This is a genomic window from Bacteroidales bacterium, assembly GCA_035299085.1.
GTDB lineage: Bacteria > Bacteroidota > Bacteroidia > Bacteroidales > UBA10428 > UBA5072.
The window spans coordinates 99,679-121,221 of record DATGXG010000027.1 but is presented as its reverse complement, the minus strand read 5'-3'; the positions used below and the strand labels follow the sequence as shown (position 1 = coordinate 121,221).

Sequence of the window (21,543 nt, the reverse complement as noted above, 5' to 3'; positions counted from 1 at the left end):
ATGTCACAACCTTTTCATTTTGAAACCCTGCAGATACATGCAGGTCAAACCCCTGACCCGGTAACTCATTCAAGGGCTGTTCCTCTCTACCAGACAACATCCTATGTTTTCAATGATGCTGAACATGCTGCCAGGCTATTTGCCCTGAAAGAGGAAGGCAACATCTATACCCGGATCATGAATCCCACTACCGATGTATTCGAAAAGCGAATGGCAGCACTCGAAGGAGGCATTGCTGCGCTGGCAACATCATCCGGTCATGCTGCACAATTCATAGCTCTTTCGAATATCCTTGAATCAGGAGATAATATCGTTTCTACTTCCTATTTATATGGAGGAACTTTTAACCAATTCAAAGTGCAGTTTAAAAGACTCGGCTTTAATGTAAAATTCGTTTCGGGTGATGACCCTGAGAATTTCAGAAAGCAGGTAGACGGCAGGACTAAAGCCATTTATGTTGAAACCATAGGAAACCCGCGGTTTAATATTCCTGATTTTGATGCCCTTGCAGTCATTGCAAATGAAAATGGTATTCCGCTTATTGTTGACAACACGTTCGGTGCAGGAGGATACATTTGCCGTCCCATTGAACACGGGGCAAGCATAGTAGTGGAATCTGCCACCAAATGGGTCGGTGGGCATGGTACATCAATGGGGGGCGTCATAATTGATTCAGGTAAATTTAACTGGGCAAATGGCAACTTTCCTATGTTTACTGATCCTTCAGAGGGTTATCATGGTTTGCGGTTTGTTGAAAATTTCGGTAATTCCGCATTCATTACCCGTGCACGTGTTGAAGGATTGCGGGATTACGGATGCACGATAAGTCCCTTTAATTCATTCATGTTATTGCAGGGGCTTGAAACGCTTTCATTACGGGTACAGAGACACCTTGACAATGCACTGGAACTGGCGGTTTGGCTGAATAAGCATCCGAAGGTAGAACATGTGGATTATCCGGGTCTATCTGAAAATCCATATCATACTATGGCTCTTAGGTATCTGCGCGGATTCGGAGGCGTGCTGGCCTTTACTGTGAAAGGCGGTAAAAAAGCAGGCGACAGTTTAGTTAACCATGTGAAACTGATCAGTCACCTTGCCAATGTAGGTGATACCCGTTCGTTAATCATTCATCCGGCTTCCACCACACATGAACAGCTTACTGAAGAAGAACAGCGGAATTCAGGGGTAGTTCCGGGTTCATTGAGATTATCGGTCGGCCTTGAGCATGTTGATGATATTAAAGCGGATATTGAACAGGCACTTGGTTATTGCTGATCAGATTTTACTTTAACAAGAACCTGGACAATTCATCCAAAAGCTTCTGCTGATTGATTGGTTTCATTATGAAGCCGTCACATCCGGCTTCAATCGCTTTTTCCCTGTCGTCAGGCAGTGAGTAGGAAGTAGTGGCCAGGATCGGAATTGTATGGTCCTTTTTAATAGCCCGTGTTGCATCATAGCCGTTTATAACGGGCATATTCATGTCCATAAGAACAATATCGGGTTGGCAGGACAGTCGATCAATTGCGGCGGCTCCATTGGGAACATCAATAATCTTGGCCCCGGTGGGTGACAGGTATTTCCTTATCAGGAGCAAACTTGCGTTGTCATCTTCTGCAATCAGGATCGTCTTGTTTTTAAAATCAGGAAAATCCTTAACAGCGCCGGCATTTTTTAACTCAAGTATGGAAACGTTATTCAGAATAACCGGGATTTTAAAACTAAATATACTTCCTTTTCCGGGCTCGGATTCCAAAGTCAGGGTACCATCCATTATCGCGGCGATTTTTTTCGATATGGCCAACCCGATTCCAACGCCACCGTGTTTCCGTGTTGGGCTTTCGTCAACCTGCCTGAAAAATTCAAATATGATTTCATTCTTGTTCTCAGGAATTCCGATGCCTGTATCTTTTACATAGAAAGTGATGTAACCCGGTTCCTGCTGAGTCATGCCGAATTCTATTTTACCCTGCTCTGTAAATTTCACGGCATTTCTGAATAGGTTGATCAGAACCTGGTTTATTTTGCTCCTGTCGGTGTAAATGCTTTGCACAAGTAATTCTTTATCAGCATTGAAGTTTAGTTTAATCTGATCCTTTTTGCCCGATGCATTAAGAATTTCTGTTAATACTGATTTATTAGATATGAACAGATCCAGGCAGTTAATTGATTCAGACCGGAGTTTTATAACTGACTGCTCTGCAAGTGCCAGTTCAAAGATATCTTCTATGATCTCGAGCAGGTTATTTCCACTTTTATGAATTAAGGTTGCATAATCAATTACCTGTGCCGCATTAATACCTGATTTCATTAAATCACTGAAACCCAATATATGGTTGAGCGGAGTCCTGAGTTCATGATTCATGGTAGCCAGAAAGGCTGATTTTAACCGGTTGCTTTCTTCCGCCTTCTCCTTTGCTTTTAATAATTCATTAGCCGATTTCTTTTGTTCTGTAATATCCAGTTTTACCGCAATGAAATGTGAAATCTTTCCGGTTTCACTAAACAAAGGAGTTATAGTCAGGTACTCATCATACAATGATCCGTCCTTCTTTTTGTTTACAATTTCACCTTGCCATACATTACCATCCAGTATGGTATTCCACATTTGTTTGTAGAATTCAATGCTTTGAACTCCCGACTTAACCAGTGATCCGGGATTTCTTCCAAGGGCTTCTTCAGGTGAATACCCCGTTAAGGTTGAAAATGCCTTGTTTGCCCAGTTAATATTTCCGGCTTTATCTGTTATAACTATTGAATTTGCTGAAGCTTCAAGGGCATTGCTAAGTAATCTCAATTTGCCTTCAGTGATTGCCCTGGCCTTATTTTCTTCCTGCAATTGCCGGTTTACATTTCTTAATTCAATAGTGCGCTCAAGTACACGTTGTTCTAGATTTTCATGAGTTTTCTCCAAACTGCTTTTGTGTAACCTGTTTTCAAGTGTTAAAGCAATAAAATTGGTGAGATTACCGATAAAGGGTACATAAGGGTTGAACAGTTCCTTGTGAATAAGAGAAAAAACGATAAAACCGAACCGGAATTCAAGCGTTTCAATAAGAAAAACAAAAAACTTCTGATCGGTATGAAACCGGCATTCGCCATTCTTGTCCATGAATCCTTTAGTTCCTGAATCTAAAAGATGACATTCACTGCATTCCTTACTGTAAATGTTCTTTTTTCCACCGCTTAAGCAAACATGGACTGAACCGGTACCCGGTATTTCTGCCAGTGATTTATTAAAAAATTCGATTATGGTTTCACTTGATGGCAGAACGAAAAGAATATTCTGTGCAACCATTATGCGGCCCAAAATCTCAGCATCTACCATTCCCGATGTACTTCCGATCCTGTTCATTAATGACGACTGAGATCAATCGAGTTCCCCGGATTTTTTATAAAACGGATTACGTACGATCTGCCCCTGTGCTATTATATACGGGTGTACTTGCAGAATATTAAACAAAGTGGCTCCGTCAAACAGGCGCGCGTCGTATTGGCACATTCCGGTATGTGGAATATCAGTTTCAACTGTATTCAGAAGCAATTCATATTCCAAAAGCCGTTCAGCACCCGGAATTTTTTTCAGCGCCCATGACATATCACCGCAAACCCTTGAACCATGGTAACCATCTTTTTTTAATGATAAAAGCCTTTTTTCTATGCGGTCAATTAAAGCCGGGGGATTGAATTCGCCTCCGGAGCAATAAAAATCATCTGCACTCATTACCATAAATGCTTCCTTATTTTCAGGCAATTCAATGTTCAGTTCCGATAACCAGCTTAGTACCTCATCCTGATCAATATGGTTGGAAGCAAAACGAATCAGATCTCCTTTTTTGAATCCATTTTGCATGTATTGGGAGACGATTTTTTTACGTTGTTCATCGTTATCAAAAATAAGGCATACATGGCAAAAATCTCCTGCAAAATGCTCGGAAAGATCACTGGTTAATTCCTGGTGTGAATGCATGGTCTGTCTTTTAGATACCTAAATATAAGGAATTTTCCGTTTGAATCAAAAGATAAAGGCTGTCATAATTATGACAGCCTTTCGAACCCATCAGAACGATTCGAAGTTTGAATCTTCTTTTTGTTCCGCGGTTATTGCCGGTTTTTTATTGTTTCCTTTTTGAAACCCCGCTTTTGTTGGTTTTGTAAATACGGGCTTTGAAGCGGAAACCTTACCCTGTAATTTGACTTCTGCGCCTGTTTTATAGAACGAGATAAGCTCCTTAAGGTGTTCTGCCTGTGATGCGAGTTGTTCCGCACTGGCTGACATTTCTTCCGAGGCTGAAGCGTTCTGCTGTGTTACCTGGTTTAATTGCATGATGGCATTGTTGACCTGGCTGGCACCCGAATTCTGTTCGGCACTTGCAGCAGAAATTTCCTGAACCAGTTGGGCCGTCTTCTGAATGTTAGGTACTATTTGTACAAGGAGAGCGCCCGATTCATTTGCCACTTTAACACTCGATTTGGACAACTCATCAATTTGCTTGGCTGCTGCCTGGCTGTTTTCAGCAAGTTTCCTTACTTCCGATGCTACGACGGCAAATCCTTTTCCCTGTTCTCCGGCCCTGGCAGCCTCTATTGCAGCATTTATGGCAAGCAGGTCTGTTTTTTCGGCTATCTGTCCTACAATAGAAATTTTTTCGGCAATTTCTTTCATTGCATTAACAGTTATTGAAACTGCTTTATTACCTTCAGTAATATCCTTTGATGCCTGAACGGAAATCATTTCAGTTTGCTTTGCATTTTCAGAGTTTTGCTTGATGTTACTTGCCATTTCCTCCATGGATGCCGAAATCTGCTCCGTTGAGGATGCCTGCTCATTGGATCCCTGTGAAATCTGCTCGGCTACTGCCTGCATCTGATCGCTTGCCATGACTATGTTTTCAATGGCAGTCATGAAATCATTAATAACCGAAGCATTTGATTTCACCATGGTGTCAAGTGCTTTCATAAGCTCATCCTTATCACTTCGTGCTTCAAGTCTTACAGTCAAATCACCTGTAGAAACAGCCTGAGCTTTTTCAGTAACCTGGTTCAGGGCAACGATCAGTGTGTTGAGGTTATTCTTTATTTCATTGAAATCACCATTGTAATTATCGGTGATCAGGGGAGGCATATCCCCTTTGGATATTCTTTCAACATATTCGGCAGCAATATTTAACGGACCTATTACTGCATCAAGTGTGTCGTTTACCCCTTCAACAATTTTCCTGAAATCACCCATGTGTTTGGAACTATCGGCTCTCGTTGACAGTTTGCCTTCTACGGCAGCCTTTGAAAGCATTCCGGCATCTTCCACAAGTGAATTGATGGTTGAAACACACTGATTCAATGCAGTATTAATCGTGTCAAATTTTTCCTTTACCTCATTTGTATCGGAATCGGCCTCCGATGTATGAGTACTGATATTCGTATTGCCCTGGGAAAGCTTTACAAGGTTTTCAGTCACGTTTTCCGTTTCCCTTTTTTGATAGTTCGCTACTTTTTCTGCTATTCTTGCGGCGTTTTTTATGGCAGTTTGATCAACGACTACTTCAAAAGCTCCGATAGTCTTCCCTTCCTTGTTTTTTACCGGAACAGAACTATAGGCAATATCCAGTTTATGAACACCAGGCATGGCCTGTGTTTCACTGTTTGCATTGCTGCCGGTCAGCATAGACTGATGGCATGCGCAATTCTTTGTTTTACAGTCGTTTGTTTTGAAATGATCCCAGCATTTGGTTTTTTGTTTAAACAGGTTTTCCCCTGTTGTATTATTCAAGCCGGCCCCTGCTTTATTCATATAGTATACCTCAAAATCGTTATTTATAAGCATACAGGGCGTGGGCATATTGTCAAGCAGGCCCACTAATGAATCGATTGTATTGTTTACACCATTGATAATCCTGGAAAAGTCGCCCTGGTGCTCTGCGGCATTTACCCTGAAATATAATTTTCCCTCAACTGCTGCTTCAGAAAGCATCACTGCATCTGTAATAAGAAGGTTAATTGCGTCGATACAGGCATTCAGGTTATTTTTTATCTCGTTAAAATCACCGTGGTAACTATCAGTGATTTTCGGTGGTAAATTGCCTTTTGAAATGCGGTCAACATATTCGGCTGCCACATTCAGGGGGCCGATAATAGCATCAAGTGTATTGTTTATTCCCACAACAATTTCCCTGAACTCTTCGTTTGTATCCTCGGCATTGGCTCTTACTGCCAGCTTTCCTTCAAGAGCTGAATTAACAAGGGATTTCGTCTGTGAAACCACTTTTCTGATGATTCCCTGTATATTTCCGGATATGTAAAAACCAAGTAAAAGGCTTATTATAACAGCGGAAACAAGAAAAATCACAAGAAGCATAGATGAGTTGGAAGCGTGTTCAATTGCAAGGGCGTTGAACTCATTTCCTACGTTCATATTCAGGTTGATGATTGCATCAAGGTAATTAACAGCTTGTTTGCCAGAGTTCAAAGAAGACTGTACAGCGGAAAGCATATCAGCATCAATGGCTGTTACTTCTTTGCTTTCCACAGCTAATCCCCTGGCTAACATTTTATCCTTTTCTCTTGAAATATCGAGAACCTTTTTATGATCTTCCTTCCAGGTTTGCCAAACAGGAAGGAATTTCTGCCATAGTTTCGCTTCTTCCTCAGTTTGTGGCAGAGGAGCGTAGAGATTATAACCACTTTCAGCCAGGTTCCATGCGGTGTCCAGGCTAACGTAGGTGGCTGTCCTGAATTCAGTGTTGAGCAACCTGCGGTTAAGCAAGGTAACTTCGCCTTCAAGCATGGCTTTATGACCGACATACATATCGTAAAGCCCTTTAACACTCGGTAATCTTACGTTTGCGACCTCCTTTTCGGAAGTCATTACATTCTGCATTCCTCTGTAACCGACTATACCGACAATGCCGGCTATCAGGGCTACAAGGGTAAAACTTAGAAGAAGTTTTGTCCGGATTTTGAATTTGTTAAGCATGATTGGCGTTTTTAATATTATTCTTTAAATGAATTGACTTCTGATAATTGTTGCAGTTCTTCACCTGTGAATACCTTTTCTACATCAAGGAGCAGGATAAACTTTTCCTGAAGTTTACAGATGCCGTGCAGAAATTCTGATTTATATTCCTTGCTCATGACAGGCACTGCCTTAATCTGGTCATCATCTATTTCAAGAACATCCTTTACCTTGTCGACCACAGCGCCTATTCTGAACTTTTCATTTTCACCTGATAAATCAAGCACTATGATAACATAAGAGGTGTTTTCATCCCTCAGGGGCAAATTGAACTTATCGCGGGTTTCAAAGACAGGTACTACATCACCCCTGAAATTTATAATCCCTTTTATATATACAGGGGCATTGGGAACCCTGTAAATACTTTGTTTTTCGAGCACTTCAAGTACTTTTGAAACATTTACGGCGTATAATTCATCGCCGACAATAAAGGACAGGTAGGTTCGTTTCATTTGTTTATGATTTAATGATATTGAATCAGTTTTGTGAAATCTTCTGATGTAACTGGCCGTAATCAATCAGTTTTCTGAATTTGTGTTTTATTTCATCCGGTATTTGCTGTGTGTTTTCCATAGCCAGCAAGCCATCTTTCAGCATAAGTTCCCAGAACATATTCAAAACTTCAATGCGTTGGTTATAATTGAAGTGGAGCAAAACATTTTTGCAGATGACAAGACTGTAATCCGTCCGGAGTGGTTTTAAGGAGAGCAGATCATACTTTTGAAAGGTCACCAGGCTCCTGAGATCCGGGTGTACTGCATAATAATTCTCCTGTCGTGTGGGCTGAAAGTACTTCATAAATAGTTCTACCGGAATGCGTTGTAAGAAATCCCGGTGATAGATTCCTTCCCTGACGGTCTTTCCAAAATCCACATTTTCCTCATCAATATCAACGGCATGAATTTTAATATTCCGGAGGGCGAATTTTCCCATAGCTTCTGCCAGCAGTATGGCAAGCGTATAAGTTTCCATACCCATCGCACACCCGGCATTGAGTATATGCACATTTCTTCGCCCGATTACCATGGGAACCAGTTGCTTCACGGTAGTTGTCAGGATTTGTTCATCCCTGAAAAAGAAAGTAAAAGCCATTGCAGGTGTTAAATTTTATGAGTTTTGAAAAGTGCGCTTGTATCAATCATAAAGGCAATCTGTCCGTCGCCCATCTGGCTGGCAGCAGTTATGTATTCCTGCTTCCTGAGCGTTCTGCCAAGCGGTTTTAAAACAGCCTGGTGTTCACCGATGATTCGGTCGCAGATTAGAGCGATCTCCCTTTCTGTATTTTGAATGATTATTGTTTTCAGATTTTTACAATAGTCTCCTGAAATGTTGAACAGGTATCTCAGATCAACAAAAGGAATCAAATGATCATTATGCGCTAGGGTAGAGGTGTGTTTTTGCCTGCTGAGTTCAGAAGACTCGGTCTGTGTGCAAATTGCAATTTCAGAAATAGGAACAGTGAAATACGTTTCACCAACCTCAAACAGCAGCGAATCGATAATTGACATAGATTGCTGCAATTTCAGTGTAAAGGTGGTTCCTTTGCCTTCCTCAGAATCAATGAATACTTCTCCCCGCAAATCCGCTATTTTATTTTTCACCACATCCATACCTACACCCCGGCCCGAAACTTCAGTGAGATTCTGTGCGGTGGAAAAGCCAGGCATAAAAATGAAATCAAACAGTTCCTTTTTGCCCGGTTTGTCGCCTGGTTTAAGATGGCCCAGGTCAACAGCTTTATTTCTGACTTTTTCAACATCAATGCCGCATCCGTCATCGGAGAGGGTGATATATACATAATTTCCTGAATTATAGGCGGACAAAGTGATCGTACCCTGGCTTGATTTGCCTTTGGACAGTCTGACATCAGGATATTCAATTCCATGATCGATACAATTCCTGATCAGATGCATCAGCGGTTCAGTAAGCTGATCAATTGTATTTTTATCAAGTTCTGTATTCGTTCCGTGTGTGACAAAATTGATCTGCTTATTGAGTTGTTTTGAAAGATCCCGTATGAGCCGTTGAAATCTTAAAACGGTATCACCCAGAGGCACCAGTCTTATTTCAAGTGCATTGTTTCTGAACTGTTTTGACAGATTATCCAGTTTTTCAAGGTGAGGCCCCAGGATATTAAATTTATTCTCCTTTGCAGTCAGATTAATCTGCGAATTAACCGTAATTAGTTCACTTACAAGAAACATGAGCTGGTCAAGTTTAGATGCATCCACTGAAATACGCTTCTTGGTTCTTGTGGCTGATTTTCCCGATTGTATTTCCGGATCCGGTGTACTTGCCTGCTTTTGAGTTTTCAGGCTGCTCTCAATAAATTCTTCTATTGACAAATCGCTTCCGTCAGGATGGCCATCTGCAATTTTTAATCTTGGAGGTCCGCTCTGATTCAGGTTAACAATGGTACAGTCTTCCTCGACAAAAAGAAAAACTTCCCGTATATCCTTTTCGGTCGCCATTGTCTGCAGAAATATGCTCCAGGTATCTGAATCAGAGGTGCTCATGCAATCGATCTTGGAGATTTCGCACTTACCCAGTGTACTCAGTTCACGAAAAATATTGACAAGTTTAACTCCCTGCAACATGATGGCTTCAGATGTGCATAAAAGAATATGCCAGTTGCAGCATGCCTCTGAGGACTTTTCAGGTACGGCATTTGGGATTTCACCATGTTGTTGACTTTCATCATTTGCCATACTGTTAATTGACGAAAGCAGGTTTTTATGTTTATCATCCCAACCGTCATAATATTCCTTATTATTAAGCAGTTTCCGGAGATGATCAACCGATTCGAATGTAATGTCGAAAATGGTTTTGTTAAAAATCAGCTTTCCCTCTTTCACCTTCTGATAAAGGCTTTCCATTTTATGGGAAAAATCACCAATAACCTGAAATCCGAACATATTGCTTGCGCCCTTGATAGTGTGCATAACCCTGAAGGCTGACTCAATAAGTTCCCTGTCAGAAGGGCTATTTTCAAGGTCCAGAAGATCTTTTTCAAGCTGATCCAGTAACCCGTTTACTTCATCAATAAAATCATCCCTGAATTTATTTAGATCTGCGTCCATAGATTTATAATTAAACTACAGAACAGTTTACGTTCAGGCGGCTCTCCGGGAGATCAACCCCGTGATGATTTTACATAGTGAGTTTGTATGATTTTTCAGGTCATACAAAAGGATGAGGAAATTGAAGAAACGTGCGATCGTTTCTTCAGATTTCGATATACTTGTGCTTTATGGCATACATTACCAGGCTGGCGGTATTTCCACAACCTGTTTTATTCAAAAGGTTAGCCCTGTGAGTTCTTACAGTGGTAGTGCTGACATGCAGTTTTTCTGCAATTTTTTCATTTGTTTCGCCTAAAGCGATTCGTGCGAGGACTTCGATTTCTCTTTTGGTGAGTCCGTCTGAATTTTCAGAAGTATGTGTGACGGGAGCCGATAAACTGGCAATGACTTTTTCAACAAGTTCTGCGGAAAAGAAACAGTGACCGGATGCAACTTCATTAATGCCCTTGAGCAGTTCACTAATCCCGGCTGATTTGAGTATAAAACCTTTTACACCGCTCTGAATCATCTGGTAATAGTATTTTTCTTCCCCGTACATCGAAAGGGCAAGGATTTTCATATCCGGGTATATCTGGCGTACTTTCCTTGTGGCTTCGATGCCATCCATTATGGGCATTGAAATATCCATAAGTACAACATCGGTGCTTACTGAACTGATTTGATCAAGAAACTCCTGTCCATTACGCGCTTCACCAACTATTTCTGCCGTTTTGTCGCTTGAGAGAAGAAGCTTTATTCCATCCCTAAAAATGTCATGGTCATCGACAATGAATACTTTTATCATGTTGTTCGTTTTTAAGTTAATGGGATGTTGATTGAGATATGAGTTCCTTTATTTTCTTCCGAATTTATGGTTAGTTCACCACCGATATGTCTTATCCTGTTTTTGATATTAAATAAACCCATTCCTTTTGATTTCAGGAATATGCGATTTACGTCAAAACCTTTTCCATCATCAATGATTTCAATGGTTAACAACTGAATTTGTTTTATAAATCTAACAACAATTTTTTTTGGTATTGCATGTTTGAGTGAATTATTTATACACTCCAGGATTATCCGGTAAAGGATCAGTTCCAGGTTGATGTCAAGACATTCCCGAAGGTTAGAGGATATTTCGTAAACTACAGATGATGTTCCTTTCAGATGGTCTGTGTGGCTTTTCACCGCATTAACGAGGCCGAATCGCTGTAAAACATGAGGACTTAAATTATTAGCAATTTCCTTCGTGCTATTTATTGCACTGTCGATGGAATGAATGGCATGCTGTATGATTTTATCCTTATTAATTGTGTTATCCGGGTTTGCAATCCATTGTATGTGCATTTTTAAAGTCGACAATAATGGTCCCAATCCGTCGTGCAATTCCTGGGCATACCGGCTGCGGTCTTCTTCCTGTGTGGTAATTATTGTTTCGATAATTTTTTTTTCAAATTGCCTTCTTTCACTGATATCATGGATTACAGCAAGAATATAGATGTCATTGTTATAGTTGATTTCATTACTGCGAATTTCAAGCGTTTTGCTCTGATCCGAATGCAAAGTGACTGTAATATCGGATAGATTACTGTTTTTATCATGGACAACTTCAACCGCTTTTTCGATAATAACAGAATAATTCTGACGGGCAATTTCATTTATTTTCCGGATGTCTGATACATTACCTTCATAATTTATCAGTTTGAGAAATGCTTTATTTACTTCAATAATATTCTTATTTGTATCCAGTATAAAACTACTGTCGCTGCTTTGAGCAAAAATTGTCCTGAACTTCTTTTCGCTTATTTCCAGATTTCTATAGGCATCAAGCAACTGTTCATTTTTCGTTTTTAGTTCAGACAATAACTGTTTCTTTTCCGTTTCATAATCGTATTCCTTAATGGCCATATCCAGCCATTCTTTCACAGCATCCCGTTTCCATGGTTTAGTCAGGTATTTATAAACACAGGCGTCATTTATGGCTTCAAGCGCATTATCCTGGCTGGCATAAGCCGTAAGAATGATTTTCTTGATATCAGGGTATGAGGAGTTAATTCTTTTAATAAAATCAATACCGGTTTCATCAGGCATGAACTGATCGGAAACAATGACCTTTACAGGTGTGTTTTCAAGTACCTCTTCTGCTTCTGACGTGGATGACAGAACAATAATATCAAAGTATTCTTTTAACGATTCATAAAACACTTTCAGGTTTACAAGGTCATCATCAATATATAGGACAGAATCCATATTATTGCAAAATATTAAGTAATTTGGACATTAAATTTAACAGTTTAAGTACAATAATCACAAAATTAGGGTCTAAGTCAGATTTTTTTTGTAAATTAATACTTGTTATTCATTTATTCAACCAATCCTAACTGGTAATAACGAAATAGTTATACCGTCTCCGAATATTGTAATTCCTTTTTCAACTACTGATTTATAAAGATTCTAAAATGAAAAAGAACAATAATTCATTTCATACTGAAATTGATCTGTTTACTTCGCTTTCATATATGGTTGCCAACACCGATTCCATTTTCTTTTCAATTGACAGGGATTACAGGTATACCGGTTTCAATAAGAAACATGTCGCTATAATGCAAAAGTTATACGCGAAAGAGCCACAGATTGGTTATCTCCTTTCACAAATCATGTCGCCTGCTGATTGGTTTACTGCAAAATCTAACATCGACAGGGCATTAAGCGGTGAATGTTTCTCAGTTGAATCGTTTTCAGGCGAAAAAAATCTTGATCGGCGGTATTTCAGGATATCTCACAGTCCGGTTTTATCAAAATCCGGTGAAATATCTGGTGTTATTGTCATTGCCCAGGATCTGACAAAACAACATGATTCGGAAACGGCCCTGCGAGAGAGCGAAGAACGCTACAGGATTATAACAGAAAACACTGTAGATACAATCACAGTTCTTGATCTGAATCTGAATCTTATTTATATCAGTCCGTCTGTTTTCAATCTCCGTGGTTATACAGTTGAAGAGGCGCTAAAACAAACTGTTGATGAAATCTTTACTCCTTCTTCACTGGTTCAGATCAGGAAGCTGTATAAGGAACAGATAGATCTTGAAGCGGAACCAGGGGCTGATCCGAAACGCACATCTGAGTTAATTCTTGAAGAGAACTGTAAAGACGGATCAACAATCTGGGTCGAAATCGTTTTTTCATTTATTCGTGATCTTTCATTGAAAGCTACGGGTATACTTACTGTTACAAGAGATATAACCGCCAGGAGGAAATCGGAACAAAGGATAAGGCAACTGGCTGCCATAGTGGAATCATCAGATGATGCCATATTCAGTAAAACCCTGGACGGTATTATAACCAGTTGGAACAAAGGTGCTGAGGAAATATATGGATACAGGGAAGACGAGATTATAGGCAAATCAATCGAAATCCTTATGCCGGCTGAGATAAAAGAGGAAATTCCTAACCTGTTATCCAGGATAAAAAAGGGCGAACATATTGATCATTATACAACCGTGAGAACCAGGAAAGACGGGCAAAGAATTGACGTTTCACTCACTATTTCACCGATGTATGATTTGAACGGCACCATTATGGGAGCATCAACCATTGCCAGCGATATTTCAAGCAGGGTCAGAGCGGAAGAAATACTCAGAGAAAGCGAGATAAAATACAGGACACTTGTTGAGAAAATTACAGCTGGCGTTATAGTCCACAGGGGAGATACATCGATTGAAATATCGAATTCAATGGCCGATGAACTACTTGGACTCTCTCACGAGCAGATGCTTGATAAAACCATCCATGACTTAAGCTGGGATTTCATCAGGGAAAACGGAACCGTAATGCCTCCGGCTGAATACCCGGTTTGCCAGGTAATTTCATCGGGAAAAGCTCTCAGAAATGCGGTGGCAGGTATCAATCGGCAAAAGAATAACGATGTGGTATGGGTCCTTGTAAATGCCGATCCTGTATTTAACAGGCAGAATAAAATAATCCAGGTTATCGTCACATTCATCGATATTTCTGCAAGAAAAGAAGCTGAAAAGGCCGTTAAACAGGCACATGATGAACTTGAGATAAAAGTAGGACAACGGACTGCCGAACTAAGCCTGGCCAATCATCAGCTTGCCGCACTCAATAAAATTGGCCAGGTTATAACGGCACCTCTGCATTTGAAGGATGTGTTGGATTCCATCACTTTCAATACGGCACGTTTGCTTGGTACGGATACTGGAGTCATACTTCTGCTGGATGAAAAGGGAGAATATCTCACCATTAAAGGAGCTTACGGACTGAGTGATAACGTGGTTAACGGAACAAGGGACAGGGTCGGTGAAAGCATTGCCGGTCGCGTAGTTCAATCCGGTGAACCAATAATCGCAAATGATCTTATGCATGATGAACGGTTCAGTAATCCGACCGCAGGGGATGAGGGACTTCTTGCATGCGCCAGTGTACCCTTGATTATTGACGGCAGAATTATCGGCACACTGGATATTCATAGTAAAACGAATCCGGACGCGTTTGGCCCCCAACATCTACATCTTATGAAAATGCTGGCCAGCCAGGCGGCAATTGCTATTGAGAAGGCCCGGCTGTTTGAAGAACTGAATCATGCCCGTGAAGAACTGGAATTAAAAGTATCGCAGCGCACTGCCGAATTGTTCTCAATGAATGAAAAACTTCAGGACGGGATCAGCGAATTGAAACGCACTGAACAGGCTTTATGGGAATCTTCGCAAATGCTGAAGCTTGTGCTGAATAATATGCCTGCTTTTGTTTTCTGGAAGGACAGAAACAGTGTGTACCTCGGATGCAATTATTTATTTGCCGAAAATGCCGGTTTGTCTTCCACTGAAATCTGCGGCAAAACGGATTTTGATCTGCCCTGGAAATTAACAGAAGCAGAAAGTTATCGTTCGGATGACCAGTTTGTAATGAAAACCGGCGTCCCTAAACTTAATTATGAAGAAACCCAGCTTACTGCTGATGGACGTAACACCTGGGTGAGAACCAGTAAAATACCTTTAAAAAGTCCTGAAGGTGAAATCATCGGTGTACTTGGAACGTTTGAAGATATTACCGAGAAAAGAAGGGTTGAACATGAATTACAGCAATCGAATGAGCTTCTGACCCAAATGAACCGGTCATTAAGGATGCTGAGCAACTCCAACCAGGTATTGATCCATACTTCTGACGAAAATATTCTTTTATCTTCGATTTGCAGGAATATAGTTGAAACCGGTGGTTATATCCATACATGGGTAGGCCTGACTGAACCCGGCAATAATAATAAAATTCATTCTGTCATTCATATCGGGGAACAGATCAAATCCGAATCAATACAAATCGAAAAAGAAACGGATGTTAACCCGTTTCAAAGATCAATGCGTACTAAAACTCCTGTAATAATAAATGATACTCTGAATGACAAGGAATTCGGATCGTTTTTCACCCATGGAAAGGACTATGGTTACAGGTCATTGATTAGCCTGCCATTGATTAACCTGGATGAGGTTTTAGGCGTACTTGTAATATATTCTGCTGATGTGGATGCCTTTAATGATAAGGAGTATAAAATTCTTGCTGAATTGTCGGATGATCTTGCTTTTGGTATTTCGTCATCACGCTCAAGGGCCAAAAAGAAGCTGGCCGAAGATAGCCTGCGATTGCTCAGTAAAGCACTTGAAAGTGCGGCTAATTCCATTGTAATTACTGATAATGAAGCCAGGATAATCTGGGCTAACCAGGCTTTTTCCTACCTGACGGGTTATGCGCTTGATGAGGCCATAGGCAAAAGCCCAAGGGAACTGGTTTATTCAGGTATGCAAAATAGGGAGTACTATCAGAAAATGTGGAAAACCATACAAGAGGGTCAGGTGTGGTATGGAGAAATTATTAACCGTCGGAAGGACGGCTCCCTTTATAATGAGTTTCTTACCATTACACCAGTAAGGGATGAAAAAGATCATATAAGTCATTTTATTGCCGTAAAACAGGATATTACAGATCAGAAAAAATCGGCTGACGAATTGTTTCTTGCAAAGGAAAAGGCTGAGGAAAGTAACCGGTTAAAATCTGCTTTCCTGGCTACCATGAACCATGAATTGCGCACTCCGCTGAATCATATCATTGGTTTCAGCGATCTCATCAGGTCAGGAACAATGGTTGAAAATGTTCCGGATTACGCTGAAATAATCCACAGAAGCAGCCTGAACCTTCTTGAAATCATTGAAAGTATTTTTGAGCTTGCCGTAGCTGAACAATCAGATATCAAACTCAGGCTGCAAACAATTAAATGCCTGGATCTCTTTATCAGTAACAAATCCATACTGAATGAAATCCTTGAAATATCCGGAAAAAGAGAGCAGATAGAATTGATCTTTAATGCAGACAAAGATCTTTTGCTTCAAACCATAACCACTGATACGAATAAGATAAACCAGGTACTGGTTAATCTTTTTAAAAATGCCGTAAAGTTTACGCATTCCGGTAAAATAGAATTCGGATTGCTGACCGAAAAAGAAGGATGGTTGACTTTTTATGTTGAAGATACGGGTATTGGCATACCCGAAAACAAACATAAAATTATTTTTGAGTTTTTCAGGCAGGCGGATGATACCCACACACGGGAATATGGAGGTGTCGGAATTGGTTTGGCTATTTCACTCAAAATAGCTGAAGTTATGAATGGATCACTCAGTGTTGAATCGATACCGGGTGAGGGAAGCCGGTTTAATTTCAGGATTCCTGCAATGATCTCAGCTGTAGGATTTTCAACGGATCAGGATCATGATAATATCATCCATACACCTGGTTTTCACGGAATGAAAATCATCCTTGCTGAGGATGATCCTATGAGCATGGAACTTGTAAAAAATTATCTTTCCGGTACTTTTGTGACAATTATTGAAGCAAAAAACGGCAAGGAAGTAATTGAAAATCTGGATGACCATGTTAACCTGATTCTCATGGATCTTAATATGCCTGTGATGGATGGATATATGGCCACAAAAGCAATTAAATTGTCAAGGCCTGATTTACCGGTTCTTGCATTAACTGCCTATGCATTATCATCAGATAAGACTAAAGCGCATGAAGCAGGATGCGACAGCATCATTTCAAAACCGGTGGACAAAAGAATACTTTTTGAAGAGATGAAAAAATACCTGGCCGGTTAAGACACACACAATGTGCCTTATTTCTTCAGGCTGGCATGTAATATCAGAACTGATGCAGGCGATAAATGACCAATGATGTCTCCGTATTCTTTCCATCCTTCCGGACTGATAACATTCAGGTCAGAAGCCGGGAGACGGTTACGTTGTTCTGCAAAAGTGAAATCAACAATTTTAATAATAAGGTTGATGTCAACGAATCGTTGGAAATATTCTGAAACAGGGTCATCCTGGTAACCTGTTTTGATCAGTAAAACGGTTTTAATATCGATTAGCCCTTTGTTTACAAGGATTCCGACGGGTATTTTGAGCCTGGTTATAATATCATTAGTTCTTTCATCCAGAAGAAAATGATCGCGGGCATTCCATCTTAAGCTTTTTAATCTCAGAAAAAATCCGAAGAATCTGCCGAGAAGTGAACCTTCGTATATCGATTGGCCCATACCGATCATGAGAATATCATACGATTTTTCAGCTTCTTCAACGATATCATCATTGATTGATTCAGATACTTTAAAGATTGATTGAACAGGTAAGTTCAGTTTTTTGGATTCATTTATGATGGGACCAAAACTGTCCTTTTCATATTCATCAAGTTTAAATCGGGTGAAAAGGCTGCCTGTAAAAAGATGCAATGCAGTAATATTCTGTTTCTTGTAACTGCCGAAAAGCCTGTAAATCAATTGTAGAAGTACGCGGCCCATTTCAGGATTGCCAAATGAGATCAGGATGCGGTATGTTTCCTCTTTTTTCTCTCCACCCTGAGATATTTCCGTAGGTTTCTTCCTGGCTATTTTTTCGATAAGAGCAAGTGAAGGAGCTGTCATTACTGTTGTGATCAAAGCCATGATAACCAGCATGGTGAACATTTCGGCATTCAAAACACCCAGGTCATATCCGATATTGAGTGCCACCAGTTCAACCAGACCGCGTGTATTCATAAGTGCACCGATAGTAAGGCTTTCTTTCCATCGTTGTCCCATAATCCGGGCAGCAATTGTACTTCCGCCAAATTTTCCAATCACAGCGACAGAAACAATGAGACCGCACATTATCCATAACCGGAAGTCGTTGAGTAGCCCTATTTGAGTGCGGAGACCCGTGTACACAAAAAACAGGGGCAACAGCAGCACAAGTGCGACATCCTCAATTTTATCAATCAATATCTGCTTGAACTTCTGATTGTCAGGCATAATTACACCGGCCATAAAGGCACCAAACAAGGCGTGAATCCCGATAATTTCAGTCAGGTATGCCGATCCGATGAGAACAAGGAAAAAGATGGCTACTATAGGTTTGCTCAGGTTATCCCTTGATGCATGCAGATCACCGATTCGTTTAAGAAAAGGTTTTACAAGTTTGAGTATGAAAACCACATACACTATGGCCATTGCAATTGTAGTGAGAGAACTCAGAAATGAACCGGCCTTTACAATGGCAATAACCATGGCCAGTAAAGACCATGCCGTAATATCATCAACAGCAGCGCAAGTGATGGCAATTGTACCCACAGGAGTTTTATGAATACCCTTTTCCTGGACAATTCGGGCTAATACAGGAAAGGCAGTAATACTCATTGAAATACCAAGGAATAAACCGAAAGATAAAAACGGTACTCCGATTGGCGCAAAAGTGTTGTAGAGAAAATACGCAAGGCCGATGCCCAGAGTAAAAGGAAAAATTATGCTTACATGACTCACTACTACGGCCTCATTGGCCTGGTTCTTAAGGACTTTCAAGTCCAGCTCCATTCCAATTACGAACATGAAAAGAATAAGTCCTATCTGACTAAGAAATTGAAGGTTACTAAACGATGATTCAGGAAAAAGTGTATTAAAAATTCCGGGGAAATATAAACCCAATAAAGAAGGGCCAAGTACTATGCCGGCAGCAATTTCACCTATTACCGCAGGTTGATCAAGTTTTTTACAAATCCAGCTCAGCAACCGGGCAACCAATATAATAGAAGCTATCTGAAGCAACAGAACAGAAAGCGGATGAGCCAGGTTAGACAGGAACGAATCGAAGAAATTCCAGCCGGTTTGAACCGACTTTACTGCATCCTGAGATTCGAGTTTTTTCCCGCCTTTTAAGAAAATAAAAATTAATAAAGTAAAAAAACCAATGAATAAAACATAAATAAGAATAGTCTTCAGATGCTTCATATCAGGTTAAATACTGATCTAAAATTAGATTATCTGTTTAGGATAACAAGACCTAAATCGAAAAGTTATAAGTTATCTTTCTACTAACCTGAAGTTTTGAAGCCCCTCGAAACCAAGCGACATTTGTTCAACAACCGCCGTGCTGGCATCAAAACCAAGTGCCTTTACATCAGTCTGGCTGTGCCTGATAAGGAATAAATACACAGTCATAATTAACCGCTCGTAAAATTTGAATTGAACATCCGACAGGTTAAGCCTGTCGATAAACATAAACCTGAAATCGGTGAGAACATTATGTTTCCTTAGGGACGGGTAGCCGCTGAACAGGTCTATTTCACCCCTTTTTCCCATTTCATTTGTAATGTGCCGGAACATGGAATAGATTCTGCGTTCCACTCTGAAACCAAGGTAAAAATCAATTCGCGTCAGTATGCCGGGTATGATATGCTGGATCTTATATTCCATGGTTCGTGGTTCGTCAACAATATCCACATGGATGAACCAGTAATGATCTGCCCGTTTCGGTTGCTTATATAAAATCGAAAGCAGAATTTTGGATTCAATATCGGATGCCCTGTTGGCTTTTGTAAGGTATACAAGGTTTGACGAAGTTTTTGGAACACTTGTGTCATTCCGCAGATCTTTAATTGAACTGATGTATTGGTCAATGGGTAAAAACCTGAGATACCGGTTTGTGATCCTTCGTCCGTCATACCATGCAAGCATGATAAAAACAAGAATGCCGGCAAAAAGAATGGTAAACCAACCTCCGTGCATAAATTTAAAAAGGTTCGCATAAAGGAAAGATCCTTCAATTACCGCGTATATACTGAAAAAGACGGCTATTACCGGCAAGGGAACTCTTTTCATTGAAAGGTAAGAAGTCATCAGGATGGTAGTGATCAGCATGGTGATTGTAATAGAAAGACCATAAGCTGCTTCCATATTATCCGATTCCCTGAAAATCAAAACAACACCCAGGCAACAGGCCCATAATATCCAGTTAATACTTGAAATGTACATCTGGCCCTTCTGTAGAGTAGGGTACTTAATCTTAATTCTTGGCCAGAAATTGAGCGAAATGGCTTCGCTTATAAGTGTGAATGATCCGCTGATCAAGGCCTGGCTGGCAATAATGGCTGCTGCAGTGGCAATGACTATTCCGAAGGGCAGAAACTGCCGGGGCATAATGGAATAAAAAGGATTTGCCAAAACACTTGTATCTCTTCCATGAGTAAGAACCCAGGCCCCCTGGCCCAGGTAGTTCAGTATCAGCATGGCTTTAACAAACACCCATGAAATCCGGATATTTTTAATTCCGCAGTGTCCAAGATCGGTGTAAAGTGCTTCAGCACCTGTTGTGCAAAGGAAAACCGCACCAAGCAAAATAATGCTTCCGGGGTATTTAACCAGCAGGTGAATGGCGTACCAGGGATTAAAGGCTTTAAATACAGCAAGTTGCTCATGAACTTCAAGGATGCCCAATGTGCCCAGCATAAGGAACCATATGAGCATAATGGGGCCAAAGAATTTTCCGATGAACTCCGTTCCGAACTGTTGTACAGTGAACAGGAGGGTCAAAATGATAATAACTATGGGAATGACCTGTATGGTCGGGTTGATCAGTTTGAGCCCCTCAACCGATGATACAACAGTGATAGAAGGAGTAATAATTCCGTCAGCCAGAAGAGTACTTCCGCCGACAATCGCAAAAATGTAAATCTTCTTCTTGTTTTTTCTCAGTAGTGCAAATAATGAAAAAATGCCTCCTTCACCTTTATTATCTGCCCTGAGAGTAATAATGACGTATTTTAGTGTTGTCTGAATGGTAAGTGTCCAGATAACACAGGACAAAACACCTATTATAAATTCAGGTTGTATAGGATAATCTTCCCGCAGAATAGCCTTCATCACATATAACGGGGATGTGCCAATGTCGCCAAAGACAATACCTAAAGTGACCAATAATCCTGCCGCGCCAAACTTAACACCCTGATGACTTCTTTCTGACAATTTTTTAGGCTTATTTAATGGACCGGTGCAAAATTATAGGATTTTACTTTTTACATTCCATCTAAGACCCTTTTTTTAAGGGTTGGCACCAAAATCTTTATAAAATCTTTATACTCTTT

Annotated in this window: 12 protein-coding genes; 2 read left to right on the top strand and 10 right to left on the bottom strand. The window is 40.4% G+C overall.

The genetic code is table 11. The features are described from left to right. Nucleotides 1-1,278: an O-acetylhomoserine aminocarboxypropyltransferase/cysteine synthase gene (locus tag VK179_09160; protein HLO58896.1), complete on the top strand. Its 1,278-nt coding sequence runs from the start codon at nucleotides 1-3 to the stop codon at nucleotides 1,276-1,278. 7 nt (nucleotides 1,279-1,285) lie between these two features. Here the strand turns inward: VK179_09160 and VK179_09155 are convergent, their stop codons facing one another. The 8 genes from VK179_09155 to VK179_09120 all read right to left on the bottom strand — a co-directional run bounded on the left by VK179_09155 (nucleotide 1,286) and on the right by VK179_09120 (nucleotide 12,327). Continuing rightward, nucleotides 1,286-3,358 carry an ATP-binding protein gene (locus VK179_09155; GenBank protein ID HLO58895.1) on the bottom strand — a complete coding sequence of 691 codons (2,073 nt, stop codon included), beginning with the start codon at nucleotides 3,356-3,358 and terminating at the stop codon, nucleotides 1,286-1,288. 15 nt (nucleotides 3,359-3,373) lie between these two features. Then, entirely contained in the window at nucleotides 3,374-3,973 is a 600-nt protein-coding gene (locus VK179_09150; protein HLO58894.1) for an MEDS domain-containing protein, read from the bottom strand. 90 nt (nucleotides 3,974-4,063) lie between these two features. Then, complete coding sequence (locus tag VK179_09145) at nucleotides 4,064-6,976, bottom strand: methyl-accepting chemotaxis protein (protein HLO58893.1); 2,913 nt, start codon at nucleotides 6,974-6,976, stop codon at nucleotides 4,064-4,066. Between the two features lie 17 nt (nucleotides 6,977-6,993). Further along, entirely contained in the window at nucleotides 6,994-7,467 is a 474-nt protein-coding gene (locus tag VK179_09140; protein HLO58892.1) for a chemotaxis protein CheW, read from the bottom strand. A 25-nt stretch (nucleotides 7,468-7,492) separates the two neighbouring features. Continuing rightward, nucleotides 7,493-8,107 (bottom strand): CheR family methyltransferase, encoded by a 615-nt coding sequence (locus VK179_09135; GenBank protein ID HLO58891.1) that lies wholly within the window; start codon nucleotides 8,105-8,107, stop codon nucleotides 7,493-7,495. A gap of 8 nt (nucleotides 8,108-8,115) precedes the next feature. Beyond that, on the bottom strand, nucleotides 8,116-10,095 hold the full coding sequence (locus VK179_09130; protein ID HLO58890.1) for a chemotaxis protein CheA: 1,980 nt from the start codon (nucleotides 10,093-10,095) through the stop codon (nucleotides 8,116-8,118). A 145-nt stretch (nucleotides 10,096-10,240) separates the two neighbouring features. After that, nucleotides 10,241-10,882: a response regulator transcription factor gene (locus VK179_09125; protein ID HLO58889.1), complete on the bottom strand. Its 642-nt coding sequence runs from the start codon at nucleotides 10,880-10,882 to the stop codon at nucleotides 10,241-10,243. 11 nt (nucleotides 10,883-10,893) lie between these two features. Beyond that, on the bottom strand, nucleotides 10,894-12,327 hold the full coding sequence (locus VK179_09120) for a response regulator (GenBank protein HLO58888.1): 1,434 nt from the start codon (nucleotides 12,325-12,327) through the stop codon (nucleotides 10,894-10,896). Nucleotides 12,328-12,536: 209 nt separating this feature from the next. On the opposite strand from VK179_09120, the gene VK179_09115 reads away from it, so the two are divergent. Next, a complete protein-coding gene (locus tag VK179_09115; GenBank protein HLO58887.1) occupies nucleotides 12,537-17,249 on the top strand; it encodes a PAS domain S-box protein in 4,713 nt (1,570 codons plus the stop codon). Between the two features lie 17 nt (nucleotides 17,250-17,266). Here VK179_09115 and VK179_09110 read toward each other — a convergent pair whose 3' ends face one another. Both VK179_09110 and VK179_09105 read right to left on the bottom strand, forming a co-directional pair. Further along, nucleotides 17,267-19,411, bottom strand: a complete 2,145-nt coding sequence (locus VK179_09110) for a cation:proton antiporter (protein ID HLO58886.1) — start codon at nucleotides 19,409-19,411, stop codon at nucleotides 17,267-17,269. A gap of 72 nt (nucleotides 19,412-19,483) precedes the next feature. Further along, a complete protein-coding gene (locus tag VK179_09105; GenBank protein HLO58885.1) occupies nucleotides 19,484-21,424 on the bottom strand; it encodes a KUP/HAK/KT family potassium transporter in 1,941 nt (646 codons plus the stop codon). Nucleotides 21,425-21,543 lie beyond the last annotated feature (119 nt).

What these genes read in the sequence shown, in the direction of transcription:
- VK179_09125 (HLO58889.1), bottom strand. Translation starts at nt 10,882, where the DNA reads ATGATAAAAGTATTCATTGTCGATGACCATGACATTTTTAGGGATGGA.
- VK179_09160 (HLO58896.1), top strand. Translation starts at nt 1, where the DNA reads ATGTCACAACCTTTTCATTTTGAAACCCTGCAGATACATGCAGGTCAA.
- VK179_09130 (HLO58890.1), bottom strand. Translation starts at nt 10,095, where the DNA reads ATGGACGCAGATCTAAATAAATTCAGGGATGATTTTATTGATGAAGTA.
- VK179_09120 (HLO58888.1), bottom strand. Translation starts at nt 12,327, where the DNA reads ATGGATTCTGTCCTATATATTGATGATGACCTTGTAAACCTGAAAGTG.
- VK179_09150 (HLO58894.1), bottom strand. Translation starts at nt 3,973, where the DNA reads ATGCATTCACACCAGGAATTAACCAGTGATCTTTCCGAGCATTTTGCA.
- VK179_09140 (HLO58892.1), bottom strand. Translation starts at nt 7,467, where the DNA reads ATGAAACGAACCTACCTGTCCTTTATTGTCGGCGATGAATTATACGCC.
- VK179_09135 (HLO58891.1), bottom strand. Translation starts at nt 8,107, where the DNA reads ATGGCTTTTACTTTCTTTTTCAGGGATGAACAAATCCTGACAACTACC.
- VK179_09110 (HLO58886.1), bottom strand. Translation starts at nt 19,411, where the DNA reads ATGAAGCATCTGAAGACTATTCTTATTTATGTTTTATTCATTGGTTTT.
- VK179_09115 (HLO58887.1), top strand. Translation starts at nt 12,537, where the DNA reads ATGAAAAAGAACAATAATTCATTTCATACTGAAATTGATCTGTTTACT.
- VK179_09155 (HLO58895.1), bottom strand. Translation starts at nt 3,358, where the DNA reads ATGAACAGGATCGGAAGTACATCGGGAATGGTAGATGCTGAGATTTTG.
- VK179_09145 (HLO58893.1), bottom strand. Translation starts at nt 6,976, where the DNA reads ATGCTTAACAAATTCAAAATCCGGACAAAACTTCTTCTAAGTTTTACC.